The following is a 22,953-nucleotide window of genomic DNA, read 5'->3' as shown; positions in this document are numbered from 1 at the left end:
ATGGCGATCGCAATTAACAAGAAGCGTACGAACAAGAGCAAGTCTGCCCAGCGCAGCCGCCGCCAGCTTCGTATCCGCAAGCGCATCTCCGGTACGGCTGTACGCCCGCGTCTGGTCGTCAACCGTTCCGCACGTCACGTATTCGTCCAGGTTGTCGATGACACCAAGGGCCTGACCGTGGCAAGCGCATCCACACTGGAAGCCGACCTTCGTGCATTCGATGGTGACAAGACCGCCAAGGCCAAGCGCGTTGGCGAACTGGTCGCCGAGCGTGCCAAGGCTGCCGGTATCGAAGCAGTTGTCTTCGACCGCGGTGGTAACAAGTACCACGGCCGGATCGCCGCCGTCGCTGACGGCGCACGTGAAGGTGGGCTGGCACTGTGACCGAAAATAACGAAAAGGACATTCAGGTGACTGAAGCTGTAGCTGCTCCGGCAACTGAGACCGCTGCGCCTGCTACCACTGATGACCGCCGTGGTGGCGCTCGTCGTGGCGAGCGTGGCGACCGCGGCCAGGGCCGTGGCGACCGTGGCGGCCGTGGTGGCCGTGACGGCGGCCGCGAAGCCGAGAAGAGCCAGTTCGTAGAGCGCGTTGTAACCATCAACCGTGTTTCCAAGGTCGTCAAGGGTGGTCGTCGCTTCAGCTTCACCGCCCTCGTCGTCGTCGGTGACGGCAACGGCATGGTCGGCGTCGGCTACGGCAAGGCCAAGGAAGTTCCCGCCGCCATCGCGAAGGGCGTTGAAGAGGCCAAGAAGTCCTTCTTCCGCGTTCCCCGCATTGGCAGCACCATCCCGCACCGCGTTCAGGGTGAAGCCGCCGCAGGCGTCGTCATGCTGCGTCCGGCTTCCGCCGGTACCGGTGTTATCGCCGGTGGTCCGGTCCGTGCAGTACTGGAGTGCGTGGGCATCCACGACATCCTCTCCAAGTCGCTCGGTTCCTCCAACGCCATCAACATCGTTCACGCGACCGTTGATGCGCTGAAGCGCCTCGAAGAGCCGGCAGCAGTGGCAGCACGCCGCGGCCTCCCGCTCGACGAGATCGCTCCGCCGGCAATGGTGAAGGCGCTCCTGAACCAGAAGGCAGGTGTCTGAGTCATGGCTAAGAACGTGCTTGTCTCCGATGCAAAGTTGGAGATCACTCAGATTAAGTCCGCCATTGGCGGCAAGCAGAACCAGCGCGACACCCTTCGGTCCCTCGGCCTGAAGCGGATCGGACACACCGTTGTCCGCACCGCCGACGCCGTGACCGTTGGAATGCTCAACACGGTTCCGCACCTGGTAAAGGTAGAGGAGGCGAAGTAAATGGCTGAGAAGAACACCGCCGAAAAGGCACAGGGCGCCGCTGAGAAGCAGAACGCACTGAAGGTTCACCACCTGCGTCCCGCCCCGGGTGCCAAGACCGCCAAGACCCGTGTTGGTCGTGGTGAAGGTTCCAAGGGTAAGACTGCCGGTCGCGGTACCAAGGGTACGAAGGCCCGCTACCAGATCAAGGCTGGCTTTGCCGGCGGCCAGCTGCCGCTGCACATGCGCCTGCCGAAGCTGCGCGGCTTCAAGAACCCGTTCCGGGTTGAGTACCAGGTCGTAAACCTGGACAAGCTCAACGAGCTGTTCCCGGAAGGTGGCGCAGTCACCGTGGAGAACCTGGTCGAAAAGGGTGCCGTTCGCAAGAACCAGCCCGTCAAGGTGCTGGGCACCGGCGACATCACCGTCAAGGTTGACGTCACCGTCCACGCATTCTCGGCCAGCGCCGCAGAAAAGATTGCCGCAGCAGGCGGAAGCACCACCGCCCTCTAACCGAGGCGGCGGGGCATTCGCCCGTTGTTGAAACTCCCGGCACTTGGGGCTTAGGCCCCCGGTGCCGGGAGTTTTTTCACTTTTCGGGCCCCGCCGATTGTTCGCCGGACGCATCCACCCGTTAGACTCGGTTGTTGGGTTTATTTGACCTGTCTCACACAACTTTACTTATTACTCAGGAGGACGCTTGCTTAGCGCATTTGGCCGGGCCTTTCGCACGCCTGATCTGCGACGCAAGTTGTTGTTCACGCTGGGAATCATCACAATCTTCCGCTTGGGTGCCTTCATCCCCTCGCCTGGTGTGAGCTACCAGAATGTCCAGCAATGCTTGCAGAACGGTCAGACCTCGGGCGGGATCTACCAGCTCGTCAACCTGTTCAGCGGCGGTGCATTGCTGCAGGTGTCCATCTTTGCCCTGGGCATCATGCCCTACATCACCGCAAGCATCATCGTCCAGCTGCTCCGGGTGGTCATTCCCCGTTTCCAGCAGCTGTACGACGAGGGTGCCTCGGGCCAGTCGAAGCTGACCCAGTACACCCGCTACCTCACGATCGCCCTGGGCTTGCTCAACGCCACCACGCTGGTGTCGCTGGCCCGGTCCGGCCAGCTGCTGCCGAACTGCCAGCTGCCGATCATCCCGGACAGCTCCATTGTCACCACGGTCCTCATCGTCATCACACTGACGGCCGGCACCGGCCTGATCATGTGGATGGGCGAGCTCGTGACGGAGAAGGGCGTCGGCAACGGCATGTCCCTGCTGATCTTCACGTCCATTGCAGCGGGCTTCCCGGGCTCGCTCGGTGCGATCTGGAAGGCCCAGGGTCCCGGAACCTTCTTCCTGGTCCTGATCATCGGCCTGCTGACCGTGGCCCTCGTGGTCTTCGTCGAGCAGTCCCAGCGCCGGATCCCGGTGCAGTACGCCAAGCGCATGATCGGCCGCCGCACCGTCGGCGGAACCAGTACGTACATCCCCATCAAGGTGAACATGGCCGGCGTCGTGCCCGTCATCTTTGCTTCGTCCATGCTGTACCTGCCGGGGCTGATCGCACAGTTCAACCAGCCCAAGGCCGGCGAGCAGATGGCACCCTGGGTTGAGTGGATCAACAACAACCTCACCAAGGGCGATCACCCGATCTATATGTTGCTGTATTTCGCCATGATTGTGTTTTTCACCTACTTCTATGTTGCGATTACTTTCAACCCTGAAGAGGTCTCGGACAACATGAAGAAGTACGGGGGCTTCATTCCGGGCATCCGCGCCGGGAAGCCGACGGCGGATTATCTTCAGTACGTCCTATCCCGGATCACCCTGGCCGGAGCCTTCTACTTGGGCTTCGTGGCACTGATCCCGCTGGTTGCACTGGTTCTGATCAACGCGAACCAGAACTTCCCGTTCGGCGGCACCTCGATCCTGATCATGGTGGGCGTCGGTCTGGAGACCGTGAAGCAGATTGATGCGCAACTACAGCAACGTCACTACGAAGGGCTTTTGCGATGACGAGAATGTTGATTATCGGACCTCCCGGCTCCGGCAAGGGAACGCAGGCGGAACGCATTTCGGAACGCCTCGGCGTCGTTGCGATCTCCACGGGCGACATCTTCCGCGCCAACGTCAAGGGTGAGACGCCGCTGGGCGTCGAGGCCAAGAAGTACATGGACGCGGGCGACTTCGTTCCGGACAGCGTCACCAACAAGATGGTGCGCGACCGCCTCAGCGAGGACGACGTCGAGCCCGGCTTCCTGCTGGACGGGTACCCCCGCACCACTGCACAGGTGGACTACCTCGACTCGATCCTCGCCGACGCGGATCAGCGGCTCGACGTCGTGCTGCAGCTCACCGCGGACGATGAGGAACTGGTCAAGCGGCTTCTGGGCCGTGCCAAGGAAACTGGCCGCAGCGACGACAACGAAGGCGTTATCCGTCACCGGCTGGACCTGTACCACGAGCAGACCGAACCGGTCGTGGCGAAGTATGCCGAGCTCGGGCTCCTGACCCAGGTTGACGGCATCGGCGGCATCGATGAAGTCACCGAGCGGGTCATGGAAGCGATCAAGTCGGCCCAGACCGCCTGATCCACGCTGACGCCCCTAGGGCCGGCGCGTTGGGCCTGACGCACCAAGGAGGGCGCGTTCCGTACCATCAGGTACGGGACGCGCCCTTCGCTGTTGCCGGAGCCGGAGCCGGAGCCGGAGCCTGGCCGCATGGCTGGCCGCCTGGCGGCCTGTTCGAGGAGCCCATCGGGCCGGGCCGTCCCGTGCAGCCGTGCCGGTGCGGGAGAATAGAGCGAGAAGACTTGGGTTGATGACCCAGGGTGGAGGTCCGGGAGCACACCCGCCCGGACCGCGAGACGAGAACACTGAGGTAGAGATGGCATTCGGCCAGCCCCGCATTGAATACAAGACCAACGCCCAGATGCGCACCATGCACGAGGCCGGGCTTGTCCTGAGCCGGGCTCTGGATGCCGCCGTCGCCGCGGCCGCCCCGGGCGTCACCACCGCCCGTCTGGACGAAGTGTTTGCCGCCGTTCTGCAGGACGCCGGCGCCAAGTCCAATTTCCTCGGCTATCACGGCTTCCCGGCCACCATCTGCACCTCGGTGAACGAGGAAGTGGTGCACGGGATCCCCGGCAGCCGGGTCCTTCAGGATGGCGACATCATCTCGATCGACGGCGGCGCGATCGTGGACGGCTGGCATTCGGATTCCGCGCGAACCGTGATTGTGGGCACCGCCGATCCTGAGGACGTGCGCCTGTCCGCGGTCACCGAGGAAGCCATGTGGCGCGGCATCGCGGCTCTGGCGACGGGCAAGTTCGTGGGCGACATCGGCAACGCGGTGGACGACTACGTCTCCTCCGTGCCGGGCAAGCCGCTGGGCATCCTGGAGGACTACGTGGGCCACGGCATCGGCTCCGAGATGCACATGGCACCGGACGTGCTGAACTACCGCACCAGCCACCGCGGGCCCAAGATCCGCCCGGGGCTGTGCGTGGCAATCGAGCCGATGCTGGTCCGCGGCAGCATCGACACCGCGATTCTCGACGACGACTGGACAGTGGTCACCACCGACGCCAAGCGGTCCTGCCAGTGGGAACACTCCGTCGCCGTGCATGAGCAGGGAATCTGGGTGCTCTCGGCGGCGGACGGCGGCGCAGCGAAACTGGCGCCGCTCGGCGTCGTGCCGGTCCCGATTCCCTGACCGCAGGAGCACGGCCACACGCAGGTTTTCCGGCGACACGAAAAATCCCTGGCGACACCGGAAATAACCGGGAGCGCCAGGGATTTTGCGTGTGGCCGGGTAACTAAGCTTTCAGCTTCGGTTTCACGTCCTTGGTGTAGATCCCCTCGAGGGTCGTCTTCAGGGCGGCCATGGTGGCCTTGACGTCGCCCTGCTGGGTGAGGATCGCCGCGGCCGCCTTGGCCATCTCCTGGTCCGCGCCGGGCAGGAACACCCGGGCGTTGTCCTGGACGCGGGTGACGGCGAGCTGGTCCATGGCGGTCTTGATCTGCGGGGTCTTGGCCAGCACGGCGCCCATGTCGGCCGACGTCCGGGTGGGCATGTAGCCGGTGGCCGCGGAGAACGCCGCCGTGTTTTCCGGTTCCGTGATGAACTTCAGGAACGTCGCAGCAGCCAGCTGGACTTCCTTGCTCACGCCGCTGGGGATGCCGAGCCCCGCGCCGCCCGTGGGGCAGACCCCGGTTTCCGCCTTGGGGCCACCCGGCAGGTAGCCGACGCCCACGTTGAATTTGGCGGACTTCAGGACGCCCAGCAGGGATCCGGTCGAGGAAATGGTGGTCGACGTGATGCCTGCGGCGAAGTCGTCGGCGGCTTCCTTGGAGGAGACGCCGGCCCATTTGTCCTTGTAGATCGAGTCCTGGGCCCACTGCAGGGCAGCCACGGACTCGGCGGAATCACAGGTGATGTCCCAACCGTTGGACCAGCTGCCGCCCCAGCCCCACAGGTTGTTCTGCAGCGTCCAGCCTGCGTAGCCGGCCAGTGCGGGGTAGATGTAGGCGTACTGCGCCCCGGAACTGGCCTTGAGCTTCGGCGCCCACTGGCCAAACTCCTGCCAGGTCTTGGGTGCCCGGTCCGGCAGTCCGGCGGCCTTGAAATGGTCCTTGTTGTAGTAGAACAGGGGGGTGGACCGGCCGTAGGGGAGTGCCCACTGCTTGTCCGCGTATTTGTAGTCCGCAACGAGGGACTTCTGGAAGTCGCTGATCTTGAGGTCCAACTGCTTGATCAGTCCGTCCAGGGGGATGATGTTGCCGTTGGTGAAATAGCGGAACCACCAGACGTCCGAGAGGACCACCAGGCCCGGCAGGGCCGATTTCGCGGCCTGGGAGGTCTGGAACTTCTGGGCGATTTCCTCGTAGTTGGCGCCCGCAGTGACGAGGTTGACAGTGATGTCCGGGTGCTTCGCGTGGAACTTGTCGATCATGGACTGTTCGACGTCCTGGGACTTGCCCGGGTGGTTCGTCCAGAAATCGAACGATGCGGCCGGTTTGACGCCGCTGAAGTCGATCTCGGTTGCGCCGGTGGCGGCAGCCGTTCCGGCGGTCGACGGGCCGCCGCAGGCAGCCAGGGCGGCTGCTCCTGCGCTGGCGCCGGCAAGCCCCAGGAAATGCCTGCGGTCAAGGTTTAGTGCCACGGTGGATCCTCTCAAAGGTACGGACTCGTTGGTTCTGATGACGGAGATAGTGGATGGAGAAGGGCAGGGCATCGGTACGGGCGGTGTCAGCCCGTGACACTGCCCTGGGTGAGGCCGGCCACGATGTAGCGCTGCAGCGCTGCGAAGACCAGCAGGATGGGGACGATCACGAGGACGGCGCCGGCCATGAGGATGCCCCAGCCGGAGCCGTTGCCCTCGGAGTTCTGCAGCAGGGTCAGGCCGACCGGCAGGGTCATGGTCTCGGGCCGGTCGGTGATGATGAGCGGCCAAATGTAGTCGTTCCACTCGCTGACCACCGTGACCAGGGCAACCGTGGCGATGGAGGGGACGGAGACGGGCGCCACGACCTGCCAGAGCCGGCGCCAGTGGCCCGCGCCGTCGATTTCCGCCGCCTCGAGAATGGACCCCGGGAGCGTCCTGAAGTGCTGGCGCAGCAAGAAGGTGCCGAAGGCGGTGCCGAGGCCCGGCAGGATGATGCCCCAGAGGGTGTTCTTGCCTCCCATCCCGGCGATCAGGATGTAGTTGGGCAGGATGGACACCTGCGGCGGAACCATGAGGGCCACGAGGATGAGCACGAAGATGGCGTTCTTGAACGGGAAGCGGACGAACACGAGGGCGTAGGCCGTCAGGATCGCCAGGATCACCTTGACGGACGAACCCACTGCCGTGACGATCAAGCTGTTCATGAAGAACTGTCCGAACGGCACCGTGGTCATGGCCGTTTTGTAGTTTTCCAGATTGACGGTGTCCGGCAGGAGTTTGAGGTCCATGGTGATGATCTCGCCGGGCTGCTTGAACGAGCTCAGGAGCATCCACACCAGGGGCAGGACCACCACCAGGGTGGCCAGGATCAGCGGGACGTAGCCTCCGGCGATTGTCTGGACCAGGTTGGCGCGGGAGAAGGGCGCCGGGCGCCGGGGCGGCGACTCGGGTCCGGAGCCGGGGGCGCCGTCGGGAGCGGGGGATAGGACGGTGCCGGCGGGACCGGGGCTGACGGGCGAGAGTGTGCTCACGAGTAGTGCACCTTCCTTTCGACGAACCGCAGCTGGAGCACGGTGATGATGAGCAGGATCGCGAAGAGCACGACGGAGATGGCCGCCGAGTAGCCGGCCCGGTTGAAGGCGCCGAAGGCCTGCAGATAAGCCTCATAGATCAGGGTGCTGGTCCCGTTCCCCAGCGGCGTCATGATCCGGATCAGGTCAAAGGCCTGTAGGGAGCTCAGCATGGTGGTGATGAGCAGGAAGAAGGTGGTGGGGGAGAGCAGCGGCAGGGACATGTTCACGAAGCGGCGGAAGCCGTTCGCGCCGTCCAAGGCGGCCGCCTCCATGACGTCCGGCGGCAGCGACTGCAGCCCGGCGAGGTAGACGACGGCGCAGTAGCCGAGGTTCTTCCAGACGTAGACGATCATCACCATCGCCAGGGACAGCTGGGGATTGTTGATCCACTGCGGGCTTTGCTGCCCGACGCCGCGCAGCAGCCACGCGAGGACCCCGTAGCCGGGATCGAAAATGAAGAGCCAGACGAGGCCGACGCCGACCCCGCTCAGCACATAGGGCGCGAACACGGCGGAGCGGGCAAACGTGGTGCCGCGGACCTTGGAGTTCAGGGCCAGGGCCACGAGAAGGCCGAGCACCATGGACCCGCCGACGGTAACCACGGTGAAGACGGCCGTGGTTCCCAAGACGTTGGGGGCATCGGCGCTGGTGAAGAACGTCACGTAGTTCCCCAGGCCCACCACTGTTGCGGACGCGGAACCCAGCGTCCAGTCCAGCGTGGAGTAGTAGATGTTGTTCAACAGCGGCAGATACGTGAACACCGCGATCAGCGCGAGGTTCGGCAGCGCAAGGGCCAGGAAGACGAAGAAGTCCCGGCGGGCCCGGCCGGACCAGCGCGGCCGGCGCGGGGTTGCCATGGCGGCCTGCGCGACGGCGGGAGGCCGGTCAGTCAATTGTCTGGTCATTCGGGTCTCTATCGGTGCCGGGCCGGCCGGATGGCAGGCGGTTGGGCGGGGGACCTGACTCACTTCAGCACATGCCTGACGGCCGAAATCCCGCATCGGGGCCTTCCCGGACTTTGTTGCCCGAGGCTTCCATGCGTGTTCATGCCGTGTTTGCCGAAGAATTCCATAACTTTTGTTTTCAGCCGGATCCGGCCCCGCGCCGCTCCTCAGGTCGGGCGGGCCCGCGCTGCTTTCCCCTCACGCCGGGCGCACAATGGAGCCATGGAAGCAACGGGAGCGATCACCGATGTCGCGGGGGTCCGCGTGGGGCATGTCCAGAAGACCGACGACGGCTGGCTGAGCGGGGTGACGGTGGTCCTCCCTCCGCCGGGCACGGTGGGCTCGGTCGATGTCCGCGGCGGCGGACCCGGAACACATGAGACCGACGCGCTGGATCCGACCACCCTGTCCTCGACCGTGGATGCCGTGGTCCTCACCGGGGGGAGCGCATATGGCCTGGCGGCGGCACACGGCGCCCAGCGCTGGTGTGAGGAAAACGGCAGGGGCTTCGTCGTCCCGGGCGGCCTTGTTCCGATCGTGCCGGCCGCTGCCATTTTCGACCTGGGCCGCGGCGGCGATTTCTCCGCCCGCCCCGGCGAAGCCATGGGCTACGCGGCAACGGCCGCCGCCGGCGCGCATTCGGACGGGCACGACGTCGAGCGAGGCAACGTCGGCGCCGGCACCGGAGCAGCAATCGGCCGCGGCACCTACAAGGGCGGAGTAGGCACCGCCTCCATCACCCTGGAAAACATTTCCAAAGACGGGCCAGTGGTGGTGGGCGCCATTGCGGTGGTCAACGCGCTGGGACTCCCATTTGGCACATCGCCGCAACGGGCGGAACCCGGCAGCGTGCGTCTAAGCGACGAAGGAGCGAGCACGCAGAGGGTTTCGGCCGCTGCGGCGAAAGGCGCGGTAAGCGGGACTGCCGAGGCGGAGGCCGAGCCTCCGGCACTCAACACCACGCTCGTCGTCGTCGCCACTGACGCCGTGCTGGACAAGGCGGAGTGCAAGCGGACGGCCTCGGCGGCCCATGCCGGACTGGCCCGGGCGTTGAATCCGAGCCATACCCTCGCCGACGGCGACACCGTGTTCGCACTGGCGACAGGCGCCGTAGCGCTGGACCGCAGCACCCCGGCGGCCCGGCAGGGGGCGCTTATTGCGCTGCAGAGCGCGGCCGCCGACGTCGCCCGCCTGGCCATCCTCGACGGGATCTCGCGGGCCGAAGCGGTGACGACGGCGGCGGGCACGCTAGGTGCGTACGGACGCTGAGTGCGCTACGATGGCTGGATTTAACTCCGGATTTAACAATCGGGCCGCGATGGCGTAGTGTGGACTGTTGGTTGTCTGCCCCGTTGTGCCCTTTTGGGGTCCGGTGGCACCAGCCAATCAATCAAAAACGTCCGCGGTCATGACCGGTGCAAACCGGGAGGCTGCGGCAACAACAGTTAGCGGAGGGTATGGCCAAGAAGGACGGGGTCATTGAGATCGAGGGCGTTGTGACTGAGGCGCTGCCTAACGCGATGTTTCGCGTTGAGCTCACCAACAAGCACATCGTTCTGGCACACATCTCTGGAAAGATGCGCCAGCACTACATCAGGATCCTCCCCGAGGACCGCGTAGTGGTGGAGCTGAGCCCTTACGACCTGACACGTGGTCGTATCGTCTACCGCTACAAGTAAACACTGGGCGGCCAGGGCAATAGCCGAGGGCCGTTTCAGCTGACCAACTGCAACACGCAAAGGAACGCCATGAAGGTCAAGCCGAGCGTCAAGCAGATCTGCGAAAAGTGCAAAGTGATCCGCCGTAATGGCCGGGTCATGGTGATCTGCGAGAACCCGCGCCACAAGCAGCGTCAGGGCTAATTTCCCTCTCGGGAAAACCCTGGGTTGCTAACCCACGCAAGTAAATAGAAAAGGCAGCACAAGCTGAACTGGGACGTAATGGGCCCGGACAGCTAACCCCCGGTCGGAGGCTGGGGCCGCACTGAACGTGCGGGTGTACTGCCTACGACCTCCGGTTTATACAAGGAGCACTGCCACTATGGCTCGTCTCGCTGGCGTAGACATTCCCCGCGAAAAGCGGTTGGAAATTGCGCTTACTTACATCTATGGCGTGGGCAAGACCCGTGCACACGAAACCCTGGCTGCCACCGGCATCAGCGCTGACGTTCGGGTCAAGGACCTGACCGACACGCAACTGGTCGAGCTGCGTGACTTCATTGAAGGCAACTACAAGGTTGAGGGTGACCTTCGCCGCGAGGTAGCCGCTGACATCCGCCGCAAGGTTGAGATCGGCAGCTACGAAGGCCTGCGTCACCGCAAGGGCCTGCCCGTACGCGGACAGCGTACGAAGACCAACGCCCGTACCCGCAAGGGCCCGAAGCGTACCGTCGCCGGCAAGAAGAAGGCTCGCTAAACCCCACTTGCCTCCTAGGGTCGCTCACGCGATTTCCAGGAACCAGGCAAATGTGGGCCCAAGCGTAGGCTTTCCCCCAATAACTTTCTGTAGGAGAAAAAATGCCCCCGAAGACTCGTGGCGCGGTTCGCAAGCCGCGTAAGAAGGACAAGAAGAATATCGCGCTGGGCCAGGCGCACATCAAGAGCACCTTTAACAACACCATCGTTTCCATCACGGATCCGAACGGTGCTGTCATCTCCTGGGCTTCGTCCGGTGAGGTTGGCTTCAAGGGCTCGCGTAAGTCCACCCCGTTCGCTGCCCAGATGGCCGCCGAAGCCGCCGCAAAGCGTGCACAGGAGCACGGCATGCGCAAGGTTGACGTGTTCGTCAAGGGACCGGGTTCCGGACGCGAAACGGCCATCCGTTCGCTGCAGGCCGCTGGCCTCGAAGTTGGCTCCATCCAGGACGTCACCCCCAGCGCCCACAACGGCTGCCGTCCGCCGAAGCGCCGCCGCGTCTAAGGCTTTCCAGCGCCCAGGAGCTTGCCCGGACCCTTACCGGTCCGGGCAGGCCCGGCCGCGTTAAGTCTTCAGACCGATCTTTCCACCACCTGTGTTGCGTCATATAGCGGATGCTCGCCGAAAGGAAACCTAAGTGCTCATTGCACAGCGCCCCACCCTCTCCGAAGAGGTCGTCTCCGAAAACCGCTCCCGGTTCATCATCGAACCGCTCGAGCCGGGTTTTGGTTACACCCTCGGAAACTCCCTCCGCCGTACCCTGCTCTCCTCGATCCCCGGTGCCTCTGTCACCAGCATTCGGATCGATGGCGTGCTGCACGAGTTCACCACGGTTCCGGGTGTCAAGGAAGATGTCACTGAGATCATCCTGAACATCAAGAACCTGTCGGTTTCCTCCGAGCACGACGAGCCGGTTGTTGCTTACCTGCGCAAGCAGGGCCCGGGAGTCGTCACCGCCGCGGACATCGCTCCGCCGGCCGGCGTCGAATTCCACAACCCGGATCTGCACATTGCCACGCTGAACTCGAAGGGCAAGTTCGAACTCGAACTGACCATCGAGCGCGGTCGCGGCTACGTTTCGGCAGCTCAGAACAAGTCCGGCGACTCCGAGATCGGCCGCATTCCGGTCGACTCGATCTACTCGCCGGTCCTGAAGGTTACTTTCCGCGTGGAAGCTACCCGTGTTGAGCAGCGCACTGACTTCGACAAGCTCATTGTCGACGTCGAGACCAAGCAGGCTATCGCCCCGCGCGATGCCGTTGCTTCGGCCGGTACCACCCTGGTGGAACTGTTCGGTCTGGCCCGCGAGCTGAACACCGCAGCTGAAGGTATCGAGATCGGCCCGTCGCCGACGGACGCTGCCCTGGCAGCGGACATGGCTCTGCCGATCGAGGATCTGGACCTGACGGTCCGTTCCTACAACTGCCTCAAGCGTGAGGGCATCCACACCGTGGGTGAACTCGTTGCCCGCTCCGAGGCTGACCTCATGGACATCCGCAACTTCGGTGCGAAGTCCATCGATGAGGTCAAGGCCAAGCTGGTCGAACTGGGTCTGTCCCTCAAGGACTCCCCTCCCGGTTTCGATCTCGCAGCACGTGCCGCAGCCATCGAAGAGGACGACGCCGCGTTCAGCGACGACGAGCTCTAACCAACAGATCTTGGCCGGCTGGCTGGATGCACCCTGGCGTGCGCAGCCCAACGGCTTCCTATGAGGAGAAACTATTATGCCTACCCCCGCTAAGGGTCCGCGCCTCGGAGGCGGAGCGGCTCACGAGCGCCTTATGCTCGCGAACCTGTCCGCCGCACTGTTCGAGCACAAGCGGATCACCACCACGGTGACCAAGGCCAAGCGCCTGAAGCCGTACGCCGAGCGCCTGGTGACCTTCGCCAAGCGTGGCGACCTGGCTTCCCGCCGCCGTGTACTCGGCCTGATCAGCAACAAGGGCGTCGTCCACGAGCTGTTCACCGACATTGCACAGGCAGTGGAGAACCGCGATGGCGGCTACACCCGCATCACCAAGATCGGCAACCGCAAGGGCGACAACGCCCCCATGGCTGTCATCGAACTGGTCCTCGAGCCGGTTTCCGCCAAGCAGGCCGTCGTAGCCGAGGCTACCTCCGCTGCAAAGCGCGATGCTGACAAGAAGGATGCCGAGAAGGCCGAAGCTGCTCCGGTTGTTGAAACCGAAGCTGCTGAGACCGAAGAGGCCCCGGTTGCCGAGACCGAAGCTGCTGAGACCGAAGAGGCTCCGGCCGCTGAGGACGCAGCCGCCGAGTCCGAGAAGGACGCGAAGTAATTCGCTAAAACCTTCTTATAGACTTAAGTCTATGAACGAGCTCAAACCCGCTGCCCCCGTCTTGGGGGGCGGCGGGTTTTTGCGTATCCGGTTGGATGTGGCGTACGACGGCGGCCCCTTCAGCGGATGGGGCGTGCAGCCGGGTCTGCGGACCGTGCAGGGCGTCCTGGAGGAGGCCCTCCAGCTGCTGATCCGCCGCCCGGTGCGGGTGACCGTGGCCGGCCGGACCGACGCCGGGGTGCACGCCCGGGGGCAGGTGGTCCACCTGGATCTGACCGAGGCCGAGTGGCTGGGGCTCAATCGCGGGGCTGAGCTCGATCCCGCCGTCGCCCTTCTCCGGCGCATCCGCGGCGCCTTGAGCCGCGGGCTGGGAGACCTCAGCGGGTCGGTGGAGGTCCACCGGGTCGCCTTGGCGCCCGCAGGCTTCGATGCCAGGTTTTCCGCGCTCTGGCGCCGGTACTCGTACCGGATCGCGGACGGCCCCGCACTGTGGGACCCGCTGGGCCGTTCGTCCACGCTGTGGCACAAGAGCCCGCTCGACGTCGGGCTCCTGAACGAGGGGGCCGCGCAGCTGCTCGGGCTGCAGGACTTCCGCTCCTACTGCAAGCCCCGCGAGGGCGCCACCACCATCCGGGAACTGCAGCGCTTCGAGTTCGCGCGCGGCACTGACGGCGTCATTGTCGCAACCGTGCAGGCCGACGCGTTCTGCCACAACATGGTCCGCTCCCTCGTGGGCTCGGCACTGTACGTGGGGGAGGGCGTCGAGGCCCCGGGCTGGCTCTACGAGCGGCTCCTCGCCCGCCAACGCGACGCCCGCTCCGTGCTGGCCGCCCCGCACCCGCTGGTGTTGGAGGAAGTGGCCTACCCCAGTGAGAGCGGCATGCAGGCCCGGGCCGAACTGACCCGCGCAATGCGCGCCTAGAACGTCCGGCGAATTCGCCGAACAGCTGCCAAGTCGCCGGAAGGTCCCGGCGACCCGGCAACTGTCCGGCGACCTCGGGCCACAGTTGGGGGACGTCCTAGAAGGCGGCCGGAGGCCCGTCGGCGGGAAGCTCCACCGTGAAGGTGCTTCCGTGGCCCGGAGTCGTGCAGCAGGAAATGGTGCCGCCGTGCCGTTCCACGATGGCCTTCGTGATTGACAGTCCCAGGCCGGCTCCGGGAATCGAGCCGTCGCGGACCACGGGACTGCGGAAGAAGCGAGTGAAAATCCGCGCGGCGTCCGCGGCGGTCATCCCCATGCCGGTGTCTTCGACGTGGAGGCGCACCAGCCCGCCGCCCGTGCTGGCTGAGATCCGCACCGATCCGCCGTCGGGGGAGTACTTGATCGCGTTGGAAACAAGGTTGTCCAGCGCCTGGCTGATCCGCAGCGGGTCCACGTTCGCCCAGAGCGGGCCCGGGACGTCCATGGCGAGGCAGACGCGGGAAGCCTGGGCGTGAGCCTGGGCCGAGCCGAGGCTGGCCTCCACCAGCCCGGCGAGGTCGGTGCGGCGGGGATGGACATGGACCGCTGAGCTGGCGGACATGAGGAGGTCCGACACCAGGGCCAGCAGCCGCTCAGCGTTGCGTTGCGCCACTTCGACGCGGCGCACTGCCGGACTGTCCAGACCCTCGGTGTCGGCAAGCACCAGGTCCAGGTTGCCGATGATGGACGTCAGCGGCGTGCGGAATTCATGCGAGACCGTGGAGACGACCTCGTCCTTCGCGGCGAGGGCGTCCACCAGCCCGGTGACCTCGTTGAACACCACCACGGCCCCGCGGAAGTCGCCGGCGTCGTTCTTCAGCGGCCGGGCTCCGGTCGAGACGACCCGGCTGTCCGCGGCCTCGCCGAAGCAGACGAGGTAGTCGGCAAAGGATTCTCCTCCCAGCGCCCGCCGGATGGGGCGGCGCTCCAGCGGCAGCGGTGTGGTGCGGTCCTGTCCGGTCAGCAGGAGCTGGCTTTCCTCCTTCGGCGTTTCCGCAGCGCCGGGCGCGGTGGCCGCGGATTCCTCCAGTTGGGTCTGCCAGCTGTTGGTCAGCAGCCGGCGGCCGCCGGCGTCGACCGCAACGATCCCGACGTCGACAGTGTCAAGAATGGTGTTCAGGAGCCGTTCGCGTTCCCTGCTTCCCTCGAGCAGTACCTGCAGCTCCGCTTCCTTGGACTCGATCCGCCACTGCTCATGCCGCAGGCGGGCCCGGGCGAAGCGCATGGCCAGCGAGACGGCGAACATCATCAGCGGGACCAGCACGGCCTCGCCGGCGCGGGCCGCAGGGGGCGCCGGGTCCGTGAGGAGCCAGGGCAGGGCGGCCAGCAGGGGAACGGCGAAGCTGAGCGAAAGACTTCCGGCAGTGGACAACGTGGACGCGGAAATCCACACCACGGGAAGAACGGAGAGCACGCCGGGATCCGGCAGGCCGGCCGAGCTGCCGTCCCGGAGGAGCGCGATAGCGACCAGGTCCACGACGGGAATCGCCAGCGGAGCAAGGGGCCCGAAGCGCTGCCAGGGGACCAGGACACATGCCGCCAGGAGGGCGGCCTGCAGTCCGAGTGCGTACCGGCAGAACGGACTGTCCAGAAGGGCCGGCCAGGCGGCCGGGGCAGCGAGCAGGACTCCGGCCATGAAGAGGGCCAGCGGCAACTGGCAGATGAGGACCCGCGCGCGCGGCCCCAAAGCCTTGACGTATCGATCCGCATACCGGATCAGCCGCTGTCTAGCCAAAGACGCCCCGCCCCTTTCTCGTTGCTCCAGTTTTACACCCGGTGTCACGCAAACTTGACACAAATCGAAGTTTTGCGATTTCTATTACTGAGCCGCCGGGATTTTGCCCCCTGCGATGGGTATTCTGGCAATGCCGGTGGGGGCCGGAGAGTTCATTGTTGCCGCCGCATTCGCGACCGGCAGCGTAGCGTGCCACATGAGGGGGGCCATGACCGACCTGGGAGTCGCCGTCGTTGTAGAAGACGACGAAGATGTTCGGAACCTTGTCGAAGCTGTATTGAGCCAGGCAGGCTTCGAGGTTCATTCGGCCGCCGGCGGGAGGGAAGGGGTGGACGTCGTGCGCGAGCTGGAGGCGAGCGTGGTCACCCTGGATGTGGGGCTCCCTGACATCGACGGTTTCGAGGTGCTGCGCCGGATCCGGCAGTTCAGCGATGCGTACGTGGTCATGCTGACGGCCCGCACCGACGAACTCGACACGCTCACGGCCTTTCACACCGGCGCTGATGACTTCCTGGCCAAGCCGTTCCGGCCCCGTGAGCTGCGCGCCCGGGTGGGCGCCATGATGCGCCGTCCCCGCCAGGACATCCAGGCTGCGCTGGCACCCGTGACGGCTCCCGAGCCTGTTCCAGGGACGGTCGCCTTCCAGAGCCCGGTGCTGCGCCACCGCGGGCTTGAGCTGAATCCGGAGACCCGCTCCGTAACCGTCGACGGTGCGGCCGTCAGCCTGACGCGCAGCGAGTTTGATCTCCTGCAGGCGCTCCTCAAGGGCGCCGGCGCCGTTCGCTCCAAGGTCGAACTGGTCCGGGTGGTGCGGGGGGACTACTACCGTGCGGACGCCTACATCAGCGAATCCGATGAACGCGCCGTGGAGGTGCACATCGGCAACCTGCGGCGGAAACTCGGCGAGGACCCGGTGCAGCCGCGCTGGTTGCAGACCGTCCGCGGCGTGGGTTACCGGCTGGCACCGGAACGGTAGCACCGCGCCTGGCCGGCGTGCAGCGCCGGGCTCGCTTGTTTCGCGCGGCTCGCGCGCAGCGCCCGGCTCGCTTGGCGGTGCCAACGGGTCCGGTGCGACTAGCTTTCCCACAGGACGTAGCTGTACTGCAGCTCGTCAACGGTTTCGCCGCCGCGTTCGGCAACGTCGCACAGGAGTGACAGGGCGCGGTCTATGTCGCCGGCCCTGATGGCGTCCTCGAGTTCGCCGGCGAGCTGGGCCAGACGCAGGCCGCCGACCATGGCCGAGGACGTCTTGAGGCTCAGCACCGCGTCCATCGAGCCGGCAAGGTCTCCCCGCTCCAGGGCCGAGGCCAGCGAACGGTAGCGCTGGTCCCACATCTTTGTGTAGTCCCGGGCGAATCCTTTCGCCACGGCCGGGCTGTCCAGCTGGGCACCCAGGTCCTGGAGCGCCGCGGGGTCCACCAGCGGTGCAGCGGCGCACGATGCCAGCGCCGCGGTCGCAGCGGCTGCCTGCGCCGGCAGCCCGACGGGCGCCGTAGAAGCGAGGCCAATGCTGGCATTTCCGTCATCGGGGCACGCGCTGGGGAGGGACATGTGACCACGCTACTTGCTGACACGGCCGATGCTGTGCAGCCCGGCCTATCCTGCGGAAACCTTGAGGCTTTCCGCAGGCGAACCAATCACGGCGAGTATTGCCGGGACCAATACCGGGCCTATCGCCTCGACTCCGGCCGGAACGCGCGGCAGGAACGAACCCCCGAAGAGAACCCCCACAGAGAACCCCAGAAGAGAACCGCCGTCGGGGAGGCTGCTACTGGCCGCTGAAGGTGTCGATGGCGTTGATGACGGCCGGTCCCAGGATGGCGATGAAGAGCACCGGGAAGATGAAGAACAGCAGGGGGAACAAGATGGTCACCGGCAGCTTCATGGCCTTTTCCTCGGCCCGTTGGCGCCGCTTGACGCGCATCACCTTGGCCTGGATCCGGAGCACCCGGCCGATGGCAATGCCGTAGGTGTCGGCCTGCACAACGGCCTGGACGAAGCTGCGCAGTTCCGGGATGTTGGTCCGTTCCGCCAGCGCCACGTAGGACTCCCGCCGGCTGCGGCCCACCTGCATGTCCTGCAGGGTCCGGATCAGTTCCTCTGCCAGCGGGCCCTTGCCGTTCTCCCCGGCCCGGGCCATGGCACCTTCGAAGCCCAGTCCCGCTTCCACGGAGATGAGCATCTGGTCCAGCGTATTGGCCAGCTCCAGCTGCATGAGTTTCTGCCGTTCCTGGCCCTTGCTGTAGAGCATGAGGTCGGGGATGAAGTAGCCTAGCAGGAGCACAAAGATCCCCACGAGCTTGAGGATCGGCGTCGGGCCGTTGGCGCTGATGTAGAAGCCCAGCAGCGCGCCAAGTAGGCCAAGCAGCGGCTTGGCCGCGAGCACGCGTCCCAGCGGCAGCGATGCGGGGCGCCCGGCGAGGGACAGCAGCCTGTCCAGTTTGCGGACGTAGGCTGCGGGCGTCAGCCGGTAGCCGGCCCGTTCCAGCAGGCTGCTGCGCGCCTGTTGTGTCAGCTCGGCGGGGTCCGTGCCCAGCGCCAGCATCTCCCGCGTGGCCCGCTGTGCCTTCCGGTCTACGGACAGCAGCGACCAGACGAGGTAGCCGATCGGAATCGCCACCAACAGCATGGCCAGGAGTACAGAAGGTGCCATGGCGGCCTCAGAACTTCAGGTCGATGATCTTGCGCATCCACAGACCGCCAATGGTCATAAGGATCACGGACGCGGCGATCATGCCCCAACCCAGCGGGTGGGTGAACATGACGTTCATGTAGTCGGGGTTGACCAGCATCAGCATCGCCACGATCCCGATCGGCATGGCCATGAGGATGTAGGCGGAGAATTTGCCTTCGGCCGCGAGGGATTTGATGTGTCCCTTGATTTCGCTGCGCTCGCGGATGGTCTCATTGACCTGGTCCAGGACTTCGGCAAGGTTGCCGCCCACCTCGCGGTTGATCTGGATGGCCTGGGCGATCCAGACGAAGTCCTCGTTCCGCATCCGGTCCGCGGTGTCGCTGAGGGAGGCCAGGAGGTCCCGGCCGAGGCTGGTCTCGGTGACCACGCGGCGCATCTCCTCCGACGTCGGGCTTTGCGATTCGGACGCCGCGGCGTCAATGGCCCGCAGAATGCTGTGTCCGGCCCGGAGGCCGCCGGAGAGCAGCTGAAGGGTGTCGCCGAGCTGCTGGTCGAACTTGTTGCGGCGCTTGCCGGTCAGGAGCCCGATCACCAGGTTCCCCGCAACCGGCGCCAGGGCCACCAGCAGGAGTGCCAGCAGCGGCCCCGCGACGACGATTCCGGCGATTGCCCCCGCAACTGCCCCGGCCAGCAGCAGGACGTAAAAGTCCGCCTGGCTCAGGCGCAGGCCGGCCTGTTCCAGGACCTCGCGGTTGAAGAGCCGGACTTTGCGGCGTGAGAAGAAGCCGTCCACCAGGTTCACGGCTGAGCCCGCGAACCGTGTCAGCTGCGATTCGGGCTGGCCCTGGACGGGCCTGCGCCGGTCCAGCGGGACGCTGGCCCCGCCCGGAGCTATCAGTAAGATCCCCAGGGCCAGCACGGCGCAGAACAGCAGGCCGACGCCGATGGTCAACACAGTCATGGACAGATCACGCCCTTCCTGCCGGCGCCAGCGGCGCGGCGAACACGCCGGGGGAGACATGGATGCCGAGGTCTTCGAAGCGGTCGATGAAGCGGGGGCGGATCCCGGTAGGGACCGGTTTGCCCAGGAACCGGCCGTGGGCGTCAACCCCTGCGGAGTAGTCGAACACGAAGGCGTCCTGGAGCGTGACGATGTCCCCCTCCATGCCTTGGACTTCCGTCACATGGGTGATCCGCCGTGTTCCGTCACGCAGGCGGGAAATCTGGATGATCAGGTTGACGGCCGAGGCGATCTGTTCGCGGATGGCACGCAGCGGCAGGTCCATGCCGGCCATGAGGACCAGGGTCTCCAGCCGGGCCACGGCATCCCGGGGCGAGTTGGAGTGGACGGTGGAGAGTGAGCCGTCGTGGCCGGTGTTCATGGCCTGGAGCATGTCCAGCGATTCGCCGCCACGGACCTCGCCCACCACGATCCGGTCCGGCCGCATGCGCAGGGAATTCCGCAGCAGTTCGCGGATGGTGACCGCGCCTTTGCCCTCGGTGTTCGGCGGCCGGCTTTCCAGCCGCACCACGTGTTCCTGCTGGATCTGGAGCTCGACGGCGTCCTCGATGGTCACGATCCTCTCGTCGTTGGGTAGGAAGGAGGACAGGACGTTCAGGAGCGTGGTCTTGCCGGTGCCTGTGCCGCCGGAGACGATGATGTTGAGCTTGGCCCGCACGCAGGCGTTGAGCAGTTCGGCCATTTCGGGTGTCAGCGTGCCGAACTCGATGAGGTTCCGCACGGTCAGCGGCACCTTGCTGAATTTTCGGATGGTCAGCGACGAGCCCCCGACGGCGAGCGGCGGGATGACGGCGTTGACGCGGGAACCGTCCTCGAGCCGGGCGTCCACGAGGGGCGAGGACTCGTCGATCCGCCGCCCCACCTTGGACACGATGCGTTCAATCACCTTGCGGAGGTGGTCCTCGGAGCTGAAGCGCGACTCCGTCAGGGTCAGCTTGCCGTGCCGTTCCACGTAGATCTGGTCCATCCGGTTGACCATGATTTCTGTGACGGCAGGATCGTCCAGGAGACGCTGCAGCGGACCGTAGCCCAGGACATCATCGGCCACATCGCGGACCAGCCGGGAACGCTCCTCGGCGGACAACGGGACCTGTTCGGCGTCGATGATGCGCGTCAGCTCCTCCCGCGCCGAGCTGCGCAGGTCCTCTTCCTTGGTCGCGGAATCGTTGAACCGGGATCCCAAGCGCTCGAACAATGCCGTGGCGGCCCGCTGCTTGAGGGCCGCGAAGGCGTCGACGGGCTGCTGGCCGCGGGCGCGTGATTCGTAAGGCTCGCTGAAACCAGGCAGCGGCGTCGGGCTGCTTTTCGCCAGGACGACGACGGCGGGCGGTGCTGCCGTCGTCGTCGTCTCACCGCCTCCCGCAGGAGACACGACCGGCAGTGACACGGCCTGCGGGGCATCGGCGGCCGTTCCCTCGACGGAGCGGAGCCGCTCGGAAAGTTTCATCTAGACCACCACCCGCCGGTGCAGTTTCTTCTGGGCGGTGGCGCGCCACGCCGGATCGAAGCGTTTGACGAGCTGTTGCAGTCCCTTGACGGCTGGATCCTTGCGTCCGTCCTGAAGCACCGGGATGCCCCGGTTGGTCGAAAACGCGACGGCCTGGGACCGGGGGATGCTGACGTCCACCGGGGCCCCAATGGTGGCTTCGACGTCTTGCACGCTCAGCCCGGACTTGGTGTCGGCCATATTCAGGACCACGTGCCGCGTTTCGGGGAGCAGGTCCAGCCGGCGGAGGATTTCCAGTCCGGAGCGCAGCCCGCGGATACTGGGCACGTCCATGGCGGTCACCCAGACAGCGTCGGTGCATTGTTCGAGTGCTGCCAGTCCGACCTCCGGAAGCCCGGGAGCGGTGTCGACGACGACGTACTGGAACTGTTCGGCAAGTTGTTCGAGCAGCCGGGTGATCTGCCGTGGGGTGATGTCGTCAGCCTCTTCGGGCGTCCGGGGCGCGCACAGTGCGTAGATGTTCCCGGGGTGCACGGTAAGGAAGGCTTTCAGCACGAGGGAATCCTGGCTGGCCGAGGACGAGACAGCATCGGTGACGGTGTGCTCGGGGTTCAGATACAGGCCTGAGGCCACATCGCCGAACTGCAGGTCCAGGTCCACGATCACCACGCCCATCGGCGCCACCTTGCCCAGCCCGATTGCGATGTTGGTGGCGATGGTGGTCTTGCCGACCCCGCCCTTAGGGGAGAAGACCCCGATCACGAGTCCTTTGGGGGTGTCGGGGCTTTTCAGCGTGGAGGTGGACGTGCGGTTACGGCTGGCGAACGACTGGCAGGCGCGTTCCAGCAGCACCCGGATCTGCGCCGGGTCCGCCGCCGGGCTGAGGATGTCCCGGATGCCGGCGCGCATGGCCAGCAGAATGAAGCTCGGATCTGCCTCGCCGACCAGGATGACGCTGAGCTCGGGAATCTGGACGTCGAACACCGTCGCCAGGCGCAGGGCATCCTCAACGGGGACATCGGGCCCCAGGATCAGGACTTCGGGGCGTTCCTGGTTGAGGTTCGCGAAGAGCTCCGCCGGGTTCGCGGGGTTGACGAACGCGAACGTCTGCAGGCCGCCCGGGAGCCCGCCGGCCAAGGCCTGGCGGACGCGGGCATCGAAATCGGTGTTGGGGGAAATCAGTACAAAGCGACTCACTTGTAGACCTCCGGTCGGGTGATGATTCCGGGCCGGCCACTGTCCGTCGCGTCAAGTGGCTCCCTGCTCAACCAGACGCTCGCAACGTCCGTGAAGTTCGAGGCGTAGACAATCTTCGTGGCGTCCACATCGTTGACGGCGACGGTCACGATCATGGAGCCGACGGGCAGGGCCGTGTCCTCAGCGGGTGCGGCGGAGCCGGTCGCCGAGGGCTGCGGTGTGGGGGTGGTGACGGGAGCGCGCTGCACCGCCGTCACCAGGGCCTTGTGCACGGTCAGCTGGGTTGTCTGCTTTTCAGGCTTGCCCTCGATGCCGCCGTCCTTCAGGTTAATGAACACGCCGACGTGGTCGCCCGCCGCGATGCGACCGCCGACCACCCTCTGGGGCTCGAGTTGGAAGGAGACCTCCTGCAATCCCTTGGGGACTTCCACAGATCCACTGGTCTTGAGCGCCTCCGGTGCGACCAGCCGCTCGGCTACGAGCTGCTCTCCAGGCAGGAGGTCGACGGCGGTGACTTTGCCGGCCAGCCCGTCCAAGTTCTGGAGCGCCGACTTCGTGACAGCTTTCCCGGGAAGTTCCTCGCTGGTGACGAATTCTTTCAGGGCCGCGACCGAGGTGCCGGCGGGCACCGCCTTGTTAACCACCAGAACGGTCATGGGCGCTAGCCCCTGGACGGCCCGGCTGTCGGCTCCCTGCGCGTAGCTGACCACCAGGATGGCTCCGACGACGGCCAGCACCAGGGCCGCGATTCCTGCCAATAAGCGTGACTTCAAAAACTGCTCCTGAA

At 65.6% G+C, this 22,953-nt stretch carries 26 protein-coding genes; 16 read left to right on the top strand and 10 right to left on the bottom strand.

The window, feature by feature from the left end:
* From rplR to map, 7 genes are all read left to right on the top strand, one after another.
* Nucleotides 1-384 carry a 50S ribosomal protein L18 gene (gene rplR, locus C8D78_RS06060; protein WP_018773674.1) on the top strand — a complete coding sequence of 128 codons (384 nt, stop codon included), beginning with the start codon at nt 1-3 and terminating at the stop codon, nt 382-384.
* 26 nt (nt 385-410) lie between these two features.
* Nucleotides 411-1,091: a 30S ribosomal protein S5 gene (gene rpsE, locus C8D78_RS06055; protein ID WP_173403037.1), complete on the top strand. Its 681-nt coding sequence runs from the start codon at nt 411-413 to the stop codon at nt 1,089-1,091.
* A 3-nt stretch (nt 1,092-1,094) separates the two neighbouring features.
* On the top strand, nt 1,095-1,301 hold the full coding sequence (gene rpmD, locus C8D78_RS06050) for a 50S ribosomal protein L30 (RefSeq protein ID WP_018773676.1): 207 nt from the start codon (nt 1,095-1,097) through the stop codon (nt 1,299-1,301).
* Nucleotides 1,302-1,793, top strand: coding sequence for a 50S ribosomal protein L15 (gene rplO, locus C8D78_RS06045; protein ID WP_091563112.1), 492 nt, complete (start codon nt 1,302-1,304; stop codon nt 1,791-1,793). It begins immediately after the preceding gene.
* Between the two features lie 187 nt (nt 1,794-1,980).
* Nucleotides 1,981-3,291, top strand: coding sequence for a preprotein translocase subunit SecY (gene secY, locus C8D78_RS06040; RefSeq protein WP_120951142.1), 1,311 nt, complete (start codon nt 1,981-1,983; stop codon nt 3,289-3,291).
* 5 nt (nt 3,292-3,296) lie between these two features.
* The gene (locus C8D78_RS06035) at nt 3,297-3,866 is read left to right on the top strand and encodes an adenylate kinase (RefSeq protein WP_208641902.1); all 570 of its coding nucleotides are present in this window, start codon (nt 3,297-3,299) and stop codon (nt 3,864-3,866) included.
* A 295-nt stretch (nt 3,867-4,161) separates the two neighbouring features.
* A complete protein-coding gene (map, locus tag C8D78_RS06030) occupies nt 4,162-4,989 on the top strand; it encodes a type I methionyl aminopeptidase (protein ID WP_120951138.1) in 828 nt (275 codons plus the stop codon).
* Nucleotides 4,990-5,092: 103 nt separating this feature from the next.
* On the opposite strand, the gene C8D78_RS06025 is transcribed toward map, so the two are convergent.
* The 3 genes from C8D78_RS06025 to C8D78_RS06015 form a co-directional block, all read right to left on the bottom strand.
* The gene (locus tag C8D78_RS06025) at nt 5,093-6,439 is read right to left on the bottom strand and encodes an ABC transporter substrate-binding protein (protein ID WP_120951136.1); all 1,347 of its coding nucleotides are present in this window, start codon (nt 6,437-6,439) and stop codon (nt 5,093-5,095) included.
* Nucleotides 6,440-6,525: 86 nt separating this feature from the next.
* Entirely contained in the window at nt 6,526-7,473 is a 948-nt protein-coding gene (locus tag C8D78_RS06020; protein WP_425266677.1) for a carbohydrate ABC transporter permease, read from the bottom strand.
* A complete protein-coding gene (locus C8D78_RS06015) occupies nt 7,470-8,420 on the bottom strand; it encodes a carbohydrate ABC transporter permease (protein ID WP_208641888.1) in 951 nt (316 codons plus the stop codon). Before C8D78_RS06015 ends, C8D78_RS06020 begins: the two co-directional genes overlap by 4 nt.
* A 261-nt stretch (nt 8,421-8,681) precedes the next feature.
* Here C8D78_RS06015 and C8D78_RS06010 point away from each other — a divergent pair, with 261 nt between their 5' ends.
* The 8 genes from C8D78_RS06010 to C8D78_RS05975 all read left to right on the top strand — a co-directional run bounded on the left by C8D78_RS06010 (nt 8,682) and on the right by C8D78_RS05975 (nt 14,092).
* Nucleotides 8,682-9,728 (top strand): P1 family peptidase, encoded by a 1,047-nt coding sequence (locus tag C8D78_RS06010; protein WP_120951134.1) that lies wholly within the window; start codon nt 8,682-8,684, stop codon nt 9,726-9,728.
* 188 nt (nt 9,729-9,916) lie between these two features.
* Nucleotides 9,917-10,138 (top strand): translation initiation factor IF-1, encoded by a 222-nt coding sequence (gene infA / locus C8D78_RS06005; protein ID WP_009358723.1) that lies wholly within the window; start codon nt 9,917-9,919, stop codon nt 10,136-10,138.
* 69 nt (nt 10,139-10,207) lie between these two features.
* On the top strand, nt 10,208-10,321 hold the full coding sequence (gene rpmJ / locus C8D78_RS06000) for a 50S ribosomal protein L36 (RefSeq protein WP_009358722.1): 114 nt from the start codon (nt 10,208-10,210) through the stop codon (nt 10,319-10,321).
* Between the two features lie 178 nt (nt 10,322-10,499).
* Entirely contained in the window at nt 10,500-10,874 is a 375-nt protein-coding gene (rpsM, locus tag C8D78_RS05995) for a 30S ribosomal protein S13 (protein ID WP_120951132.1), read from the top strand.
* 101 nt (nt 10,875-10,975) lie between these two features.
* On the top strand, nt 10,976-11,377 hold the full coding sequence (gene rpsK / locus C8D78_RS05990) for a 30S ribosomal protein S11 (RefSeq protein ID WP_018773682.1): 402 nt from the start codon (nt 10,976-10,978) through the stop codon (nt 11,375-11,377).
* A gap of 133 nt (nt 11,378-11,510) precedes the next feature.
* Nucleotides 11,511-12,521 (top strand): DNA-directed RNA polymerase subunit alpha, encoded by a 1,011-nt coding sequence (locus tag C8D78_RS05985; protein WP_018773683.1) that lies wholly within the window; start codon nt 11,511-11,513, stop codon nt 12,519-12,521.
* Nucleotides 12,522-12,597: 76 nt separating this feature from the next.
* Nucleotides 12,598-13,170, top strand: a complete 573-nt coding sequence (gene rplQ, locus C8D78_RS05980) for a 50S ribosomal protein L17 (RefSeq protein ID WP_120951130.1) — start codon at nt 12,598-12,600, stop codon at nt 13,168-13,170.
* Between the two features lie 31 nt (nt 13,171-13,201).
* Nucleotides 13,202-14,092, top strand: coding sequence for a tRNA pseudouridine synthase A (locus C8D78_RS05975; protein WP_208641887.1), 891 nt, complete (start codon nt 13,202-13,204; stop codon nt 14,090-14,092).
* Nucleotides 14,093-14,189: 97 nt separating this feature from the next.
* Here the strand turns inward: C8D78_RS05975 and C8D78_RS05970 are convergent, their stop codons facing one another.
* Nucleotides 14,190-15,866, bottom strand: coding sequence for a sensor histidine kinase (locus C8D78_RS05970; protein WP_341867109.1), 1,677 nt, complete (start codon nt 15,864-15,866; stop codon nt 14,190-14,192).
* 208 nt (nt 15,867-16,074) lie between these two features.
* On the opposite strand from C8D78_RS05970, the gene C8D78_RS05965 reads away from it, so the two are divergent.
* The gene (locus tag C8D78_RS05965; RefSeq protein ID WP_120951126.1) at nt 16,075-16,842 is read left to right on the top strand and encodes a response regulator transcription factor; all 768 of its coding nucleotides are present in this window, start codon (nt 16,075-16,077) and stop codon (nt 16,840-16,842) included.
* Between the two features lie 98 nt (nt 16,843-16,940).
* Here the strand turns inward: C8D78_RS05965 and C8D78_RS05960 are convergent, their stop codons facing one another.
* From C8D78_RS05960 to cpaB, 6 genes are all read right to left on the bottom strand, one after another.
* On the bottom strand, nt 16,941-17,417 hold the full coding sequence (locus tag C8D78_RS05960) for an Hpt domain-containing protein (RefSeq protein WP_244208272.1): 477 nt from the start codon (nt 17,415-17,417) through the stop codon (nt 16,941-16,943).
* A gap of 217 nt (nt 17,418-17,634) precedes the next feature.
* Nucleotides 17,635-18,519, bottom strand: a complete 885-nt coding sequence (locus C8D78_RS05955) for a type II secretion system F family protein (protein WP_120951124.1) — start codon at nt 18,517-18,519, stop codon at nt 17,635-17,637.
* A gap of 7 nt (nt 18,520-18,526) precedes the next feature.
* Nucleotides 18,527-19,462, bottom strand: coding sequence for a type II secretion system F family protein (locus C8D78_RS05950; RefSeq protein ID WP_120951122.1), 936 nt, complete (start codon nt 19,460-19,462; stop codon nt 18,527-18,529).
* Between the two features lie 7 nt (nt 19,463-19,469).
* A complete protein-coding gene (locus C8D78_RS05945) occupies nt 19,470-20,969 on the bottom strand; it encodes a TadA family conjugal transfer-associated ATPase (protein WP_120951120.1) in 1,500 nt (499 codons plus the stop codon).
* Entirely contained in the window at nt 20,970-22,166 is a 1,197-nt protein-coding gene (locus C8D78_RS05940) for a CpaE/TadZ family protein (protein ID WP_120951118.1), read from the bottom strand.
* The gene (gene cpaB, locus C8D78_RS05935; protein ID WP_167467862.1) at nt 22,163-22,939 is read right to left on the bottom strand and encodes a Flp pilus assembly protein CpaB; all 777 of its coding nucleotides are present in this window, start codon (nt 22,937-22,939) and stop codon (nt 22,163-22,165) included. Before cpaB ends, C8D78_RS05940 begins: the two co-directional genes overlap by 4 nt.
* Nucleotides 22,940-22,953: the final 14 nt, after the last annotated feature.

It is taken from the genome of Arthrobacter oryzae, assembly GCF_003634095.1.
Taxonomy (GTDB): Bacteria; Actinomycetota; Actinomycetes; order Actinomycetales; family Micrococcaceae; genus Arthrobacter; species Arthrobacter oryzae.
Note: the sequence above shows the minus strand (reverse complement) of the source record. Positions and strands in the feature narration are given on the sequence as shown.

What these genes read in the sequence shown, in the direction of transcription:
- C8D78_RS05960 (WP_244208272.1), bottom strand. Translation starts at nt 17,417, where the DNA reads ATGTCCCTCCCCAGCGCGTGCCCCGATGACGGAAATGCCAGCATTGGC.
- C8D78_RS05950 (WP_120951122.1), bottom strand. Translation starts at nt 19,462, where the DNA reads ATGACTGTGTTGACCATCGGCGTCGGCCTGCTGTTCTGCGCCGTGCTG.
- rplQ (WP_120951130.1), top strand. Translation starts at nt 12,598, where the DNA reads ATGCCTACCCCCGCTAAGGGTCCGCGCCTCGGAGGCGGAGCGGCTCAC.
- C8D78_RS05965 (WP_120951126.1), top strand. Translation starts at nt 16,075, where the DNA reads ATGACCGACCTGGGAGTCGCCGTCGTTGTAGAAGACGACGAAGATGTT.
- map (WP_120951138.1), top strand. Translation starts at nt 4,162, where the DNA reads ATGGCATTCGGCCAGCCCCGCATTGAATACAAGACCAACGCCCAGATG.
- rpmD (WP_018773676.1), top strand. Translation starts at nt 1,095, where the DNA reads ATGGCTAAGAACGTGCTTGTCTCCGATGCAAAGTTGGAGATCACTCAG.
- rpsM (WP_120951132.1), top strand. Translation starts at nt 10,500, where the DNA reads ATGGCTCGTCTCGCTGGCGTAGACATTCCCCGCGAAAAGCGGTTGGAA.
- rpmJ (WP_009358722.1), top strand. Translation starts at nt 10,208, where the DNA reads ATGAAGGTCAAGCCGAGCGTCAAGCAGATCTGCGAAAAGTGCAAAGTG.
- rpsK (WP_018773682.1), top strand. Translation starts at nt 10,976, where the DNA reads ATGCCCCCGAAGACTCGTGGCGCGGTTCGCAAGCCGCGTAAGAAGGAC.
- rplO (WP_091563112.1), top strand. Translation starts at nt 1,302, where the DNA reads ATGGCTGAGAAGAACACCGCCGAAAAGGCACAGGGCGCCGCTGAGAAG.
- rplR (WP_018773674.1), top strand. Translation starts at nt 1, where the DNA reads ATGGCGATCGCAATTAACAAGAAGCGTACGAACAAGAGCAAGTCTGCC.
- C8D78_RS06010 (WP_120951134.1), top strand. Translation starts at nt 8,682, where the DNA reads ATGGAAGCAACGGGAGCGATCACCGATGTCGCGGGGGTCCGCGTGGGG.
- C8D78_RS06035 (WP_208641902.1), top strand. Translation starts at nt 3,297, where the DNA reads ATGTTGATTATCGGACCTCCCGGCTCCGGCAAGGGAACGCAGGCGGAA.
- C8D78_RS06015 (WP_208641888.1), bottom strand. Translation starts at nt 8,420, where the DNA reads ATGACCAGACAATTGACTGACCGGCCTCCCGCCGTCGCGCAGGCCGCC.
- C8D78_RS05945 (WP_120951120.1), bottom strand. Translation starts at nt 20,969, where the DNA reads ATGAAACTTTCCGAGCGGCTCCGCTCCGTCGAGGGAACGGCCGCCGAT.
- C8D78_RS05955 (WP_120951124.1), bottom strand. Translation starts at nt 18,519, where the DNA reads ATGGCACCTTCTGTACTCCTGGCCATGCTGTTGGTGGCGATTCCGATC.
- C8D78_RS05975 (WP_208641887.1), top strand. Translation starts at nt 13,202, where the DNA reads ATGAACGAGCTCAAACCCGCTGCCCCCGTCTTGGGGGGCGGCGGGTTT.
- infA (WP_009358723.1), top strand. Translation starts at nt 9,917, where the DNA reads ATGGCCAAGAAGGACGGGGTCATTGAGATCGAGGGCGTTGTGACTGAG.